This is a genomic window from Pseudoxanthomonas sp. LjRoot204_2, assembly GCF_056175765.1.
This window is the reverse complement of sequence record NZ_JBGFFG010000045.1, coordinates 1-13,683: the sequence shown is the minus strand read 5'-3', so window position 1 is coordinate 13,683 and position 13,683 is coordinate 1. Positions and strand designations below refer to the sequence as shown.

12 protein-coding genes are annotated in these 13,683 nt (G+C 68.4%); 9 read left to right on the top strand and 3 right to left on the bottom strand.

Features of this window, described 5'->3' with window-relative positions:
* The 8 genes from ligA to AC04L7_RS03835 all read left to right on the top strand — a co-directional run.
* On the top strand, positions 1-1,618 hold a 1,618-nt coding region (gene ligA / locus AC04L7_RS03870), incomplete at its 5' end, for an NAD-dependent DNA ligase LigA (protein WP_475512548.1).
* Entirely contained in the window at positions 1,615-2,634 is a 1,020-nt protein-coding gene (gene epmA / locus AC04L7_RS03865) for an EF-P lysine aminoacylase EpmA (protein WP_435999006.1), read from the top strand. The genes ligA and epmA, both read left to right, overlap by 4 nt.
* A gap of 109 nt (positions 2,635-2,743) precedes the next feature.
* Positions 2,744-3,499 carry a DUF3011 domain-containing protein gene (locus AC04L7_RS03860; RefSeq protein WP_435999004.1) on the top strand — a complete coding sequence of 252 codons (756 nt, stop codon included), beginning with the start codon at positions 2,744-2,746 and terminating at the stop codon, positions 3,497-3,499.
* A gap of 47 nt (positions 3,500-3,546) precedes the next feature.
* Positions 3,547-4,605, top strand: a complete 1,059-nt coding sequence (gene mtnA / locus AC04L7_RS03855) for an S-methyl-5-thioribose-1-phosphate isomerase (protein WP_435999002.1) — start codon at positions 3,547-3,549, stop codon at positions 4,603-4,605.
* 90 nt (positions 4,606-4,695) lie between these two features.
* A complete protein-coding gene (locus tag AC04L7_RS03850; RefSeq protein WP_435999000.1) occupies positions 4,696-5,931 on the top strand; it encodes a GGDEF domain-containing protein in 1,236 nt (411 codons plus the stop codon).
* A 105-nt stretch (positions 5,932-6,036) separates the two neighbouring features.
* Positions 6,037-7,839, top strand: coding sequence for a sensor histidine kinase (locus AC04L7_RS03845; protein WP_435998998.1), 1,803 nt, complete (start codon positions 6,037-6,039; stop codon positions 7,837-7,839).
* Positions 7,836-8,276, top strand: coding sequence for a response regulator (locus tag AC04L7_RS03840; protein WP_296281805.1), 441 nt, complete (start codon positions 7,836-7,838; stop codon positions 8,274-8,276). The genes AC04L7_RS03845 and AC04L7_RS03840 overlap by 4 nt, the downstream gene beginning before the upstream one ends.
* A gap of 3 nt (positions 8,277-8,279) precedes the next feature.
* Positions 8,280-9,785, top strand: a complete 1,506-nt coding sequence (locus tag AC04L7_RS03835) for a sensor histidine kinase (protein ID WP_435998997.1) — start codon at positions 8,280-8,282, stop codon at positions 9,783-9,785.
* Between the two features lie 39 nt (positions 9,786-9,824).
* On the opposite strand, the gene AC04L7_RS03830 is transcribed toward AC04L7_RS03835, so the two are convergent.
* The 3 genes from AC04L7_RS03830 to AC04L7_RS03820 all read right to left on the bottom strand — a co-directional run bounded on the left by AC04L7_RS03830 (position 9,825) and on the right by AC04L7_RS03820 (position 11,344).
* A complete protein-coding gene (locus AC04L7_RS03830) occupies positions 9,825-10,145 on the bottom strand; it encodes a hypothetical protein (protein WP_296281808.1) in 321 nt (106 codons plus the stop codon).
* Positions 10,146-10,305: 160 nt separating this feature from the next.
* Positions 10,306-10,719, bottom strand: coding sequence for a hypothetical protein (locus AC04L7_RS03825; RefSeq protein WP_296281810.1), 414 nt, complete (start codon positions 10,717-10,719; stop codon positions 10,306-10,308).
* 271 nt (positions 10,720-10,990) lie between these two features.
* Positions 10,991-11,344: a hypothetical protein gene (locus AC04L7_RS03820; protein WP_296281813.1), complete on the bottom strand. Its 354-nt coding sequence runs from the start codon at positions 11,342-11,344 to the stop codon at positions 10,991-10,993.
* A 189-nt stretch (positions 11,345-11,533) separates the two neighbouring features.
* Here AC04L7_RS03820 and AC04L7_RS03815 point away from each other — a divergent pair.
* Positions 11,534-13,683, top strand: a 2,150-nt coding sequence (locus AC04L7_RS03815; protein WP_475512547.1) for a DEAD/DEAH box helicase, incomplete at its 3' end; no start/stop codon positions are given.

The following is a 13,683-nucleotide window of genomic DNA, read 5'->3' as shown; positions in this document are numbered from 1 at the left end:
GTTCCCGGTCAGCAGCCTCAGCGACGTGGTGGAAGGCGTGGACGGCCTGCTCGGTTACTACCAGCGCATCGGCGAAGCGCGCGACGGCCTGCCGTTCGACATCGACGGCGTGGTCTACAAGCTGGACGACGGGGAAGGGCAGCGCGAGATGGGCTTCGTCTCGCGCGCGCCGCGCTGGGCGATCGCGCACAAGTTCCCGGCGCAGGAACAGATGACAGTGCTGGAGTCCATCGAGGTCAACGTCGGCCGCACCGGCGCGGTGACACCGTGGGCGCTGATGCAGCCGGTGCATGTCGGTGGCGTGACCGTCACCCGCGCCACCCTGCACAACGCCGACCAGGTCGCGCGCCTGGACGTGCGCAACGGCGACACGGTGATCGTGCGCCGCGCCGGCGACGTGATCCCGGAAGTGGTCGGCGTAGTGCCGGAGCGGCGTCCGGCCGACACCGTGCCGTGGCAGATGCCTACCGAATGTCCGGTGTGCGGTTCTGAGATCGTCCGCGAGGAAGGCGAAGCGGTATGGCGCTGCAGCGGCGAGCTGACCTGCCCGGCGCAGCGCAAGGAGTCGATCATCCACTTCGCCTCGCGCCGCGCGATGGACATCGAGGGCCTGGGCGAGCGCTTCGTCGAGGACCTCAGCGACCTCGACTTCGTGCAGAACGTGGCCGACCTCTACAAGCTGACCGTCGACGACCTGCTCGAGATGAAACGCCGCGTGGACGAGCGCGACGGCACCACCCCGCTCGCACTTACTAAGAGCGGGGTCAAGGCCGGCAAGGTGGCGACGAAGTGGGCCGAGAACCTGATCGAGGCCATCGACCGCAGCCGACAGACCACGCTGSMGCGCTTCCTGTTCGGSCTGGGCATCCRGCACGTGGGCGAGAGCACGGCCAAGGCGCTGGCGCTGTGGTTCGGCGACCTGCAACTGATCCGCCGCCTGCCGTGGCCGTTGTTCAAGCGCGTGCCCGACATCGGCGGCGAAGTGGCGCGTTCGCTGGGGCATTTCCTCGACCAGCCCGGCAACCAGCAGGCCATCGACGATCTGCTGGCGCGGGGTGTCGTCATCGGCGACACGCATCCGCCGTCGGGCAAGCTGCGCGCGACGCTGGACCTGGCGACGCTGCTGGTGGATCTGGAGATTCCCAAGGTCACCCGCGTGCGCGCCGAACAACTGGCTTCCGCGTTCCCATCGGTGCCGGCGTTGCTGGACGCACCGGTGCACAACTTCGTCACCGCCGGCCTGCCCAGCGATTCGGCCAACGCGTTCGCCACCTGGCTGGAAGACGAGGCCAACGCGCAGCTGCTGTCGCGCAGCGGCGCGGCACTGGAGACCTTGCTCGAGGTCACGCCCGAAGACGTCGCCACCGCGACCGGACCGCTCGATGGCAAGACCGTCGTGCTGACCGGTGGCCTCGCGGCGATGAGCCGCGACGAAGCCGGCGAGAAGCTCGAAGCACTCGGTGCCAAGGTCGCCGGCAGCGTGTCGAAGAAGACGCATCTGGTCGTGGCGGGCGAAGCCGCCGGTTCCAAGCTGGCCAAGGCACAGGAGCTGGGTATCGAGATCTGGGACGAGGCGCAGTTGCTGGCGTTCCTGGCGCAGCACGGGAGCGATGCGTGAGCCGCTGGCGACCGGGGCCCGGCTGGAGCGAAGGCGTCGCCGGCCTCGACTGGGCACCGTCCGGCTCGCGCGACGCGTTGCGCCTGCGCGCCTGGGTCAACCGGCTGGTGCGCGAATTCTTCTTTGCGCGCGACGTGCTGGAAGTGGAAACGCCGATGATGTCGCGCGCGGGCAATACCGACGCCAACATCGCTTCGTTCGCGCTTGAATTCTCCGGCCGCACCGACGGCGCGTCGCGCAGGCGCTGGTTGCGCACGTCGCCGGAGTTCCCGCTGAAGCGCCTGCTCGCCGCCGGCGTGGGCGACTGCTTCGAACTGGGGCGGGTATTCCGCGACGGCGAGGCGGGCGGGCGGCACAACCCGGAGTTCACCCTGCTCGAGTGGTACCGTGTGGGCTGGACGCTGGAACCGCTGATGGACGAGACGGTGGCGCTGGTGCAGGCGGCGTTGTCGATGATCGGGCGGGAAGCGACCGTGTCGCGCGTGAGCTTCCGCGATCTGTATCGGCAGCAGCTGGGCGTCGATCCGATGACGGCCGACCTGGAGACGGTGCGCAACGCTGCGGCCGGCATCGCCATCGACGGCGAGGGCCTGACCCGCGACGACTGGCTGGACCTGCTGATGACGCACCGGCTGCAGCCCACGTTCGGTCGCGACGAGATGCGCGTGGTGCACGACTACCCGGCCAGCCAATGCGCACTGGCCAAGGTGGTGGAGCGCGACGGCGTGCCGGTGGCGGAACGCTTCGAGCTTTACCTGGGCCCGCTGGAGCTGGCCAACGGCTACCACGAGCTCACCGATGCGGCGGAGCAGCGCCTGCGCTTCGAACGCGATGTGGCGACACGCAGCGCACGGGGCGAGGATGCGCCCGCCCTCGACGAAGGCCTCCTTGCCGCGCTGGCGCATGGCATGCCGGCCTGTGCGGGCGTCGCGCTCGGCGTGGACCGGCTGCTGATGGCGATGCTCGATACGCCGCGCATCGCGGACGTGGTCGCCTTCGATTTCGCGCGCGGCTGAAAGCCAGCCAAACACGCCACAGGCACGGCTTCGACTGCAAACGATTACGTGGGCGCGCGTTCATGATCGCTGCGTAGATTGCGTTCCAACACCCACGAGGACGCACGCCATGGAACGCTCCCTGATCGCAACGCTGGTGCTGGGCACCGTCGCACTGTTCGGCGCCGTCGCGGCGAAGGCCGCACCGCAGTACGACGATCGCTATTACGGCGGCGGCCAGGTGGTGCGCTGCGACTCCAACGACAACCGCTACCGCGAGTGCCGCCTGGATATGCGTGGTGGCGTGCAGATCGTGCGACAGATTTCCAAGACGCGCTGCGAAGAGGGCCGCACCTGGGGCCGCACGCGCGACGGCGTGTGGGTCGACCGCGGCTGCCGCGCCGAGTTCGCCAGCGGTCGTGGCGGCTATGCGGGTAACACCCAGCGCATCCGCTGCGAGTCCAACGACGGCCGTTCGCGTACGTGCGCCATCAACGGCCGTGGCGACGTGCGCCTGGTCCGCCAGTTGTCCAAGGCGCGCTGCACTGAAGGCTACAGCTGGGGCCAGGACCGCAACGCGATCTGGGTGTCGCGCGGCTGCCGCGCCGAGTTCGAGGTGTACGGCCGCGGTAATGGCTGGAATGGCGGCGGCTGGAACAACGGCGGCTACGACAACGGTTACGGCAATGGCTACGGCAATGGCCAGACCTTCCGCTGCGAATCCGAGAAAGGCCGCACGCGCACCTGCGGCGTCGACGGCCGCGGTCGCGTGCAGCTGGTCCGTCAGCTGTCCAATGCGGCCTGCATCGAAGGCCGCACCTGGGGCCAGGATGCCCGCGGCGTCTGGGTGACCGACGGCTGCCGGGCCGAGTTCCGCAGCTGGTGATGCCGCAGGTGTGAGGAGAGACGGGGAGGGGCCGGTACAATGGCCCCATGACCGACCCCATCGATTACGCCCGCTACGACCGCATCCGTCCGATCCGCTGGACCGGGAGCGCGCTGGAACTGCTGGACCAGCGCAAGCTCCCCTTCGTGGTCGAGTACCTGAGCTGCACCACCAGCGACGAGGTGGCCGCGGCCATCCACGACCTGGCCGTGCGCGGTGCGCCCGCGATCGGCATTGCCGCTGCCTGGGGCGTGGTGCTGGCTTCCCGCAAGGTGATGGCCGCCACGCCGGCCGAGGCGATGGAGAAGCTGGAACCCGCCCTGCAGCGCCTCAACGCGGCCCGCCCTACGGCCGTGAACCTGGCCTGGGCGCTGGCCCGCATGCGCGCGGCCTTGAAGAGCGCTGGCAGCGACTGGCGCGGCGTGCTGGAACTGGAAGCGCTGGCCATCGCCGAGGAAGACCTCGCCGCCAACCGCCACATGGGCGAGCTGGGCGCGGCGCTGATCGGGGAGGGCAGCGGCGTGTTGACCCACTGCAATACGGGTTCGCTGGCCACGGCCGGCTTCGGTACCGCGCTGGGCGTGATCCGCGCCGGCGTGGCCCAGGGCCGCATCGGCAAGGTCTACGCCGGCGAGACCCGGCCCTGGCAGCAGGGCGCGCGGCTGACCGCGTGGGAGCTGCAACAGGACGGCATTCCCGCCACGCTGATCGCCGACTCGGCGGCCTCGCACCTGATGAAGACCGGCGCCGTGCAGTGGGTGGTGGTGGGTGCGGACCGCATCTGCGCCAACGGCGACACCGCCAACAAGATCGGCACCTACCAACTGGCGATCGCCGCGCGCCACCACGGCGCGAAGTTCATGGTCGTGGCGCCGTCGTCCACGGTCGACATGGCCACGCCGAACGGCGACGCGATCCATATCGAAGAGCGCGACCCGGCCGAACTGCTGGGCATCGGCGGCACCCGCATCGTGGCCGATGGCGTGGCCGCGTGGAATCCGGTGTTCGACGTCACCCCGGCCGCACTGATCGACGCCATCGTCACCGAGAAGGGGGTGATCGAGCAGCCCGACGAAGCGCGCTTGCGCGCCGCGTTCGGCGGATGACCGCCGCCAACGGCACGCCCGCGATACCGTCATGACCGACACTGCATGTCGGTGGCGTGCCCATCACCACCCGCGGAAGGCGGAGCGCGCATGAGCGGCGTCCGGCGACCCGGGGAGGACGACGACATCGCCGTCGGCGCGGCGCGCCGATTGCTTGGCGATGCGGATTCCGCCCGGGAGCCGCGCATGCGTGCCCGCGCTGTCCCTGCACCTGCGGCGGCGCCGGGCCTGATGCACAGCCTGCGCGCGCTGCTGTCGCGCGATTCGACGCGGATGCTGGATGCGGCCGAGCGCGAGGACCTGGCACAGGCGCAGTTGCGCGCCACGCGCCCGATCGTCAGCGGCGTGCTGCTGTGCGGGGCGGTGCTGTTGGCCATCATCGCGGTGTTCGACGCCACCGGCGTGACGCCCACGATCGGATATCCCCTCTGGGTGCAGCTGCTGGCGGCGGTCGCCGTGGCCGCCTGCGCCGTCGGCGTGGCCCGACTGGACGCGTGGCAGCACCGCCTCGTCCTGGTGCTGGGCGGCACGCTGCTGACGGGCATCGTCATGAGCATGCCGCTGCCGGGCGTCACCGGGCAGCTGGCCCTGCGTACCGGCCTGTTCCAGCTGTTGCCGCTGGCGCTGATGGCATTGACCGTGCGGCCGATGTCGGTACTCGCGCTGGCCCTGCTGATCGTGGTGATGGCGCAGCTGCGCATCGTGCTGTACGGCGCGCCGGGCACCGGCAGTGCGCTGTACTGGCTGTATACGCTCACCACCATCGGGTTCGGCCTGGTGCTGGCCGGCTACCGTACGGATTTTGCCGTGTCCGCATGGCGCATGCGGCGCCGGCTGGTGCAACAGGCGCATACCGACGAACTGACCGGGCTGTTGAACCGCAATGGCTGGAGCGAGCGGGCGATCGCCGTGCATGCGCGGGCGACGGCGGCCGGGCGTCCGGTTGCGGTGATCGTGCTGGATATCGACTACTTCAAGCGCATCAACGACGACCATGGCCACGACGGTGGCGACGCCGTGCTGCAGCGCCTGGGCGACCTGATGCGGGCCCGGGTCGGCGACGATGGCTGCGCGGCCCGCATCGGGGGCGAGGAGTTCGCGGTCCTGCTGGACGGCGAGGATGCCGACTCGGCACTCGCATTCGCCGAGCGCCTGCGCGGCGAATTCGGCAAGGCGCATGGCGGTGTCGTCGCCACGCTTTCCGCCGGTATCGCAGGGCACCTGCCGGGCGAATCGCTGCGCGACCAGATGCGTCGTGCCGACCTGGCGCTGTACGACGCCAAGCACGAGGGACGCGACCGCGTTCATGTTGCCGACGCTTCCTGAACGCCTCAATGTGATTCCAAATGTGACAACCCTGCGCTAGCATCTTTGCAACGTTCGCGCGGGCATGTAACCAGCCCTCACGCGTCCAGCCGACGCCAGGGGAACATGAACGAAACACGCACCCGCACGCTGTGGGAAAAATCCCGCCTGCCCCTGTTGGGGCTGGTGATCGTGCTGATCGTGGTGGTCCCGGTCATCCTGCTGCAGCGCCTGTCCCGCGCCAATCAGGAAGCCGCCGACGTCCTCATCCACACGCACGAGGTGGAGGCGACCGTGCTGGCGCTGGCGCTGGACGTCCGCGAGATGGAAAGCTCGGCCATGCTGATCGCGCTGGGCGTCGACCACCCGCTGGCGCGCGAGCGCCTGGTCGCCGGACGCGCATCGTTGCCCGAGCGGTTCGATGCGCTGGCCCGCCTGACCGTGGACAACCCCGAACAGCTGGTGCGCGTGGGCCGCCTGCGCGAACTGGTCAACGCCAGGGTCGAGGTGGTGGACCAGTTGCTCGAGGCGCCGGATGCTTACAAGGCGAATGTCGTCGCGCCGCTGGCCACGCGTTTCCCCATTCGTGGCCTGCTCACCGAGATCCTGGACGACGAGCGCTCGCTGCTGAAGGCGCGCAGTGAGGACGCGACCGAACAGCGCCGCCGGATGGAATGGATCCGCATGATCGCGCTGGGCGCGCAGCTGCTGTTGCTTTCGCTGGTGCTGATGGCGCTGGGCAAGCAGGTGGGGCGCCGGCTGGCGGCCGAAAAGCGGACCGCGCAGGCCAGCCAGCGCGCGCTGGTGGTGCTGGACACGGTGCGCGAACCGATCGTGCTGTTGGACGACGAGCAGCACATCCAGATGCATAACAGCGCCTTCGCCGAGCTGTATGGCGTGCCGAAGGGCGGCAAGGTCGGGACGCTCGACGAACTGGGTGCGGCCTGGCAGGACAAGGTGATGCGCCAGCGGCTGGACGACGTGCTGTCGCGCGGCCGCGAGCTGTGGGACTACGAGCTGCAGCAGGAGACCGCCGATGGGTTGCGCCGCACGGTGCTTCTCAATGCGCGGCGCATGCCGCTGCCTGACTCCGACGATCACGCCGTGCTGATGACGGTCAGCGACATTTCGTTGCAGAAGACCGCCCAGCAGGAAATCGCAGCCCTGAACCGCCAGCTCGAGGGCAAGGTGGAGCAGGTGTCGGAAGTGAACCGCGAGCTGGAAGCCTTCAGCTACTCCGTCTCGCACGATCTGCGTGCCCCGCTGCGGCACGTGGCGGGTTTCTCCGACAAGCTGGGCCGCCACCTCGGAGAGGGCATCGACGACAAGAGCCGGCATTACCTGAGCGTGATCGGCGATTCGGCGCGCCGCATGTCGCAGTTGATCGACGACCTGCTGGTCTACTCGCGCCTGGGTCGCAGCGCACTGCGCCTGCAGGCGGTGGACATGCAGTCGATGGTCGCCGAGGCGCGCGCGATGCTGGATGCCAACGAGGCCAACGAAGGGCGTGCAGACCGCGTGGAATGGCGCATCGCGCCCTTGCCCATCGTGCTGGCCGACGAGAACATGATGCGCCAGGTCTGGAGCAACCTGCTGGGCAACGCGCTTAAGTACAGCAGCCAGCGGGAGCGCGCGGTCATCGAGGTCGAGCACCGCAACCAGGAAGACGGCAGCCATCTGTTCACCGTGCGCGACAACGGTGCCGGCTTCGACATGGCCTATGCGGACAAGCTGTTCGGCGTGTTCCAGCGCCTGCACAAGGCGAGCGAATTCAGCGGCACCGGCATCGGCCTGGCCAGCGTGCGCCGCGTGCTGAGCCGCCACGGCGGCCGCATCTGGGCCGAGGCCGCCCCCGACCAGGGCGCCACGTTCTTCTTCACCCTTCCGGCAGCGCTCGACGCTCCGCCTTCCCGAGAGAGAGACGCATGAGCGACATCCGCACCATCCTGCTGGCCGAAGACAGCCTGGCCGACGCTGAAATGGCGATCGACGCCTTGCGCGAAGCCAACCTGGCCAACCCCATCGTGCACGTCGAGGACGGCGTGGAAGCGATGGACTACCTGCTGCGGCGCGGCGCCCACGCCAACCGTGAGGAAGGCATGCCGTCGGTGCTGCTGCTGGACATCAAGATGCCGCGCATGGACGGGCTGGAAGTGCTCAAGCAAATCCGCAACGACGAGAAGCTGAAGGCGCTGCCGGTGGTCATCCTGTCGTCCTCGCGCGAGGAAAGCGACCTGGCACGCAGCTGGGACCTGGGCGTGAACGCCTACGTGGTCAAGCCGGTGGACATCGACCAGTTCTTCCAGGCGGTTAAAACGCTGGGCACGTTCTGGGCCGTCATCAACGAAACCCCCAGCCTGGACTGAGCCGTGCCGCAGAGTGGATCACCGCTGGGCCGCGTCCGCATCCTCCTGGTCGAGGATTCGGAACTGGACGCCGAATTGCTGATCGAGCAGCTGCAGGACGCGGGGCTCGACGCCGAGTTCCTGCGCGTCGATGGCGCCGACGACATGCGCACGGCGCTGGCTGGCGGAACCTTCGACCTGGTGCTGTCGGACATGGAACTGCCGGGGTTCTCCGGCTACCAGGCGCTTGAAATCCTGCGYGCGCACGATGCGCGGCTGCCGTTCGTGTTCTTCTCGGGCACGATCGGCGAGGAGGCGGCGGTCAAGGCGCTGCAGCAGGGCGCCAGCGACTACGTGCTGAAGCACACGCCGGCGCGGTTGCCGGCGGCGGTGGCGCGCGCCATCCGCGAGGCGCGCACCGAGCGCGAACGCGAGCACGCCGAGCGCGAACTGATGCGCTCGCAACGGCTGGACTGCCTGGCGATGCTGGCGGCAGGCCTGAGCCATGACCTGCGCAACATCCTGCAGCCCCTGCTGATCGTGCCGGACCTGCTATCGACCTACAGCGACGATCCGAAGATCCTGCGCCTGGGCGCGGTGATCTCGGAGAGCGGCAAGCGCGGCCACGAGATGGCGGATTCGATGCTGTCGTTCGTCCGCGGCTCGCGCAAGGCCAGCGAAACCATCAGCGTGGCCGCCTTGTTCAGCGCGGTGCAGCTGCTGTTGCAGGGAAGCCTGTCGCGGCAGGTCCGGTTGACGGTGGAACTGCCGCCGGAGGATCTGCTGATCGAAGGCAACTACACCGAATTCCAGCAGTGCCTGATCAACCTGTGCCTCAATGGGATCCAGGCGATGGCGGAACGGGGCGGACAGCTGACGCTGTCGGCGACGCCGACGGTGGCGGCGGATGGCCAGCCCTACGTGGTGGTGCGCGTGTCCGATGAAGGCACCGGCATGGATGAGGCGACGCGCCAGCAACTGTTCACGCCCTTCTTCACCACCAAGGCGGGCGGCACGGGCTTGGGGCTGATGTCGTGCAAGCGCATCGTCGAATCGGCGCGCGGTCGCATCGAGGTCAACAGTACGCTGGGGAAGGGCACGTCCTTCGAACTGCACCTGCCCGCGCCCACGACCGAGGAATGGGCAGGCAGCGAAGACGCGGCGTTCGCCGACGGCGCGGGGCGCCGGATCCTGCTGGTCGACGGCGATGTCACGCGCCTGTCGCTGCTGGGCAACGCGCTGGCCGCGCAGGGTTACGACCCGGTCATGGCACCGGACGGTGCGAATGCGTTGCAACAGATCGCGCGCGACGGCATGCCCGCACTGGCGATCATCGACGACGACATCCTGCTGCTGTCCGCGGCGGACGTGCTGGCGGTGCTGCAGGAGGCGGGTTTCGACGGCCCGGTGATCCGGCTGCAGGAGCCGGGAAGGGCGCCGGATGGGCGCGAGTGCGCCACGGTCGCCAAGCCGGTACAGGTGCAGGCGTTGTTCGGCGCGATCGAACACGCGCTGGGACTGCGCGCCTGACATCCTCTCCGGGAGGAAGCAGGCGCGCGCCCGGCAATCTCAGACGTGGCCCGCCGTAGGCTTCAGGCGCTGCCACACCGCGCGCATGATCGGTTGCGCGCGATACCAGCCGATCGGCGTGTCGGGGCAGTGGCGCTGCAGGCGGTCGCGCAGCGAAGGCGCAATCTCGTCGAACTCCTGCCGATGGTGCAGCAGGTAGGCGTCGTAGCCGATCTTCAGGCACTTCTCCAGATCGCCGACCGTGGCGCCGACCACCTGGAAAGTGTCCTCGTTGAGGCGCGTTTTCCAGTAGGCGAGTTCGGCGTCGATGTCGACGATCTGCGCAGTGGCTTGGACGTTGCGCTGGTGCAGGCTGGCCATGGTGAATCCCCTGTGTCGATGTGGTGGTGACGAGAGGATTTTTTGTTCGTCGCGGTGATGCTTAAGTGAAATAAAGGCCGTTTTAACCCGTATTTAACCGTGCGCGGGAATTTCCGTTCACCTTTGCCAGTGCTGCGTGAATGCGCTGCATCGGCGCTGGTCAGCGACGGTGCATGGCGTCGCTGATCAGTGCGCGTTCTTCCAATGCGGCGGCTAGCGGCGAGAAGAGCGGGGGGTCTTCTTCGAGCGGTGCATTGAGGCGCTCCCAGACGCGTGCGATGACCGCCGCCGCGACCGGCCATTCCAGGCGAACGCTGCGTGCGAGCGCCATCTCGTAGCGCCCCGGCAGCAAGGGAAGCAGTTGCTGCAGTGAGCGCCGGTGCGACAGCAGATAGCTGTCGTACGCGAATTTCAACGTCGGCACGTAATGCCGGAAGGGCGTGCCCGGGTGATGGAAGGGCTGGCAGGCATAGGTTTGTTCCCAGAACCGCAGTTCGGACTGGATGTCCACCACGGCGCAGGGCATGGCGTCGTCATTCCATGCATGTGCAAACGGATCAACGCGACGGGACATGGGTCCCCTCCCTGGCGCACGGAAAGGCAGCGTATCGATCCCATGGAATGAAGCGCGGTTTGTCCGTGCATCGGCCTCTGTGCCCACGGCCATCGCGACGGCCTTCCGGACCTGCGCGATATCCGCGTGAGACGATGCGACCCCGTCCCCGGTGAGATGCGTGCGTACTGCCGGCGTTCGCGGTTGTGGTGGCCCCCTGCTTCTGATCAGACGAGGACGTGCAACCGGAACGGCCGACCGTCCGTCGGTGCGGACGTGGACGGCATGTGGGTCAGTGCACGCGGGCGGTGACCGCGCCGTGCTGGTCCAGCCAGCGCCACGCCTCGCGCAGCAGGGTCCTGGCCACGGGCCAGTCAGGGCCGGCCTCGCCGCGCAACCGTTCCCAGTCGTGTTCGAGTTCGAGTTCGGTATCGAGATCCAACGCGCCGCCATACTGGACATGCGAGGAAGCGGCGAATGCATAGACGTGGCAGGCGTCTTCCCACGCGACATCGGGGTGCAGGCGCCGGCGGCGGCTATAGTCGTAGGCCGTGAAGGCGGCGAACGCATCGCCATCGGCGGCCGTACCTCGCCATGTGGTCTGCCGCAGCTGGTCGAGCTGCGCGCGATACAGTGGTCGGTCCATGGAAGTCTCCTGCTCCTGGCGGGCGCTTGGCATGGATAACTGGTACCGCGCGCCGCGTTAGTCGCAGGTGAGAAATACCTTCGTTGGCCGGTCACGAAGCTGACGCCGATCGACGCGATCAGCGGGCGGTCAGTCTCAGCGCCTGAGACGCTCCGCGCGTCAGATGGCGGCCCCTGCCGAGAGACCGCCATGGCCGCACAGACCGCATTGATCCGTCGCCACGCCGACGAGACCGCCCTGTTGCCTGCGGTGCACGCCGATGGCGGTGCGCTGGCGGAGCGACTCGCCGGCAAGTACCGCGACCGCGTCACCGGGCAGTTCGTCATTCCTGCACGCGAGGGGCGTTACGAAGCGCTGCCAGACGACGTGCCGGCGGCATTGGCCGACGCCTTGCGCCAGCGCGGCATCGACCGGCTGTATTCGCACCAGGCCGAGGCATGGCGGCAGGCGCAGGCCGGCGATCATCTGGCCATCGTCACCCCGACCGCTTCCGGCAAATCGCTGTGCTACACGATGCCGGTGGTGGCGTCGGCGCTGTCGCGCCGGGGCAAGGCGCTGTACCTGTTTCCGACCAAGGCGCTGGCGCAGGACCAGGTGGCCGAGTTGCTCGACCTCAGCCGCGCCGGCGACCTGGGCCTGAAGGCCTTCACCTTCGATGGCGATACGCCGGGTGATGCACGGCAGGCGATCCGCCTGCATGGCGACATCGTGGTCAGCAACCCCGACATGCTGCACCAGGCCATCCTGCCCCATCACACGAAATGGGCGCAGTTCTTCGAGAACCTTCGCTACGTGGTGATCGACGAGGTGCATATGTATCGCGGCGTGTTCGGCAGCCATGTGGCGAACGTGCTGCGGCGCCTGAAGCGCGTGTGCGCCTTCTACGGGGCCACGCCTCAGTTCATCGTGTGCTCGGCCACCATCGGCAATCCGCAGGCGCACGCGGAAGCGTTGCTGGAACTGCCGGTGCATGCCATCACCGAGTCCGGCGCGCCGACGGGCGAAAAGCACGTGCTGCTGTGGAATCCGCCGGTGGTCAATCCCGACCTGGGCCTGCGCGCGTCGGCGCGCTCGCAGAGCAACCGCATCGCGCGGCTGGCGATCAAGGCGGGTCTGAAGACACTGGTGTTCGCGCAGTCGCGCACCATGGTCGAAGTGCTCACCAAGTACCTGAAGGACGTGTTCGACAGCGATCCGCGGCTGCCGGCGCGCATCCGCGCGTATCGCGGCGGATACCTGCCGACCGAACGGCGCGAGGCGGAGCGCGCGATGCGCGACGGGCGCGTGGACGGGATCGTCTCGACGTCGGCGCTGGAACTGGGGGTGGATATCGGCAGCCTCGATGCGGTGGTGCTGAACGGTTATCCCGGTTCCATCGCGGCGACCTGGCAGCGCTTCGGCCGGGCCGGGCGACGGCAGCAGGCATCGCTGGGCATCCTCGTCGCCAGTTCGCAGCCGCTGGACCAGTACGTGGTGCGGCATCCGGAGTTCTTCGCCGACAGCCCGCCGGAGCACGCACGCATCGCGCCGGACCAGCCGATGATCCTGCTGGACCATGTGCGCTGCGCCGCGTTCGAGCTGCCGTTCCTCGCCGGCGAGCCGTTCGGCCCGGTCGATCCGTCGCCGTTCCTGCAACTGCTCGACGAAGACAGCGTGGTACACCGCGAAGGCGACCGCTACGAGTGGATCGCCGACAGCTATCCGGCCAACGCGGTCAGCCTGCGTTCGGTGGCGGACGGCAACTTCGTGGTGGTGGATCGTACCGACGGGCGCCAGGTGATCATCGCCGAGGTGGATTTCAGTGCCGCGCCGCTGACGCTGTACGAGGGGGCAATCCACATGATCCAGTCCGCGCCGTACCAGGTGGAACGTCTGGATTGGGAGGGCCGCAAGGCCTATGTCACCCGCACGCAGGTGGACTACTACACCGACGCGATCGACTACACCAAGCTGAAGGTGCTTGAGCGGTTCGATGGCGTCATCGCCGGGCAGGGTACGTGCCACCACGGCGAGGTGCATGTGGTGCGCCGCGTGGCCGGCTACAAGAAGATCCGTTACTACACGCACGAGAACATCGGCTACGGCCCGGTGAACCTGCCCGACCAGGAGATGCATACCACCAGCCTCTGGTGGCAGCTGCCCCCCGCGCTGCTGGAGTCGGCCTTCGAGTCGCGGCAGGACGCGCTGGATGGCTTCCTCGGCGCGGCGTACGCGCTGCACATCGCGGCCACCGTCGCGGTGATGGCGGAAGGTCGGGATCTGCAGAAGGCGGTGGGCGACGGTGACGGCGCATGGTTCGCGCTGCCCGATACGCAGGGGCGAGGACAACTGCGCGGCAC